The sequence below is a fragment of the Mesorhizobium sp. M5C.F.Ca.IN.020.32.2.1 genome (assembly GCF_004023105.1).
In the GTDB taxonomy this organism is placed as follows: Bacteria; Pseudomonadota; Alphaproteobacteria; order Rhizobiales; family Rhizobiaceae; genus Mesorhizobium; species Mesorhizobium wenxiniae.
Genome location: NZ_RZSX01001127.1, coordinates 1 through 1,703, shown reverse-complemented (window position 1 = coordinate 1,703; position 1,703 = coordinate 1). Strand labels below are relative to the sequence as shown.

Sequence of the window (1,703 nt, the reverse complement as noted above, 5' to 3'; positions counted from 1 at the left end):
GGACTATACCGCCGCCTTTTCCCGTCTTGCCCTGATCAGCAAGGGCGCGCCTCACCCAAATGCGGCAAAGTTGTTCGTCGACTTTACTTTGTCCAAGGAAGGGCAGGAAGCGCTGGCATCGGGCGGTCTGCCGTCGGTGCGTGAGGATGTGACGAGCGGTCTCAACATCAAGACGCTGAACGAAAAGGTCGGCGGCGGCCTGAAGCCGATCGCCGTGGACGAAGGTCTCCTCGAATATATGGATCCCGCCAAGCGCGTCCAATTCTTCAACGACTGGAAGGCGGCGATCGCCGGCTGATCCGAGTTCGTCGTGGCCGCGGCGTGTTGTCGCCGCGGCCACATCTTTAGGGAGGATCGCTAATGGCCACGAGCCACAACAGCGCAGCCATGCTCGCAGACGCGGCGGTTGTCGACGTGCCGGTTCCGCCACATACGGCGCGGCCGGCTGGCGACGCATCGCTCTTCCGGAACATCGCGATTGGCATTCTCGCGCTGACTGTCCTCGCGCCCGTCGGGCTGATCGTCTACCAGAGCTTCCTGAGTGCCCCTTTTTTCAGCCCGCGCGCCGCGCTCAGCCTTGATGCCTACAGCTACGTCATCAACGATCCGACCTTCTACAAGGCGCTTGGGACCACCACGCTGTTCGCGTTCGGCATGGTCGCCGTCGCGGTGCCTCTCGGCGGTCTGCTCGCCTTTCTGATCACCCGCACCGACATCCGCTTCAAGCGCCTGCTCGAAGTGCTCGTGCTTGTGCCGATGTTCATCTCCTCGATCGTATTGGCTTTCGGCTATACAGTCTCAGTCGGCCCGACCGGCTTTATGTCCTTGGCAGTTCGGGACCTGATCGGCTTCGTTCCGTGGAACATCTACAGCTTGGCCGGCATGATCGCGATTGCGGGCCTCAGCCATGTGCCACATGTCTATCTCTATGTGTCGTCTGCGATGAGAAACCTGCCGTCCGATCTGGAGGAGGCGGCCAGGACAGCAGGGGCTAACATCTGGCGCGTCTCGCTCGACGTGACGCTGCCGATGGTTCTGCCCTCACTTGTATTCGCGGCCTTGCTCAACGTCCTGCTCGGCTTCGAGACGTTCGGCATTCCGCTGGTGCTGGGCGACCCGAACGGCATCATGGTGTTGACGACCTACATCTACAAGCTCACCACGCTTTTCGGCACGCCGACCTACCAACTGATGGCGGTGGTCGCGATGGTCCTGGTGCTCATCACCTTGCCGCTGGTGTGGATGCAGCGCCGCCTGCTGCGCAACGTCCGCCGGTATGCCGCGCTCGGCGGAAAGGGCTCTCGTGTCTCCAGCCTGAAGCTTGGCCGCAGCGGTCAGGTGATCGCGCTTTCGGTCATCGGTCTCTGGCTGTTTGTGTCCGTTGTCCTTCCGATCGGCGGCATAACCGTGCGTGCCTTTGTCGATGCCTGGGGTGAGGGTGTGAACCTTTTCGAGCGGCTCACTTTCTCGAATTTTCATGGCATGCTGCAGGTCCCGAGCCTCGTGCGCGGCATGATCAACACCGTTCTCCTGTCGGTTGTCGGCGGCGCCCTGGCGGTCGGCATCTATCTCCTGATTGGACTGGCGGGTCACCGCAACCGAGGTTTCTCCAACACGGTGCTCGATTACATCGTGCTCCTGCCTCGAGCACTGCCGGGGCTGGTGGTCGGACTGGCTTTCTTCTGGGTCTTCCTGTTCGTGCC

The 1,703-nt window shown here is 61.7% G+C and carries 1 protein-coding gene and 1 pseudogene; both read left to right on the top strand.

The window, feature by feature from the left end; all coding sequences use genetic code 11:
• Positions 1-298 (top strand): annotated as a pseudogene (locus tag EOA86_RS33565) (ABC transporter substrate-binding protein); the annotation flags it as partial.
• Positions 299-360: 62 nt separating this feature from the next.
• On the top strand, positions 361-1,703 hold a 1,343-nt coding region (locus tag EOA86_RS33560; protein ID WP_164892281.1), incomplete at its 3' end, for an iron ABC transporter permease.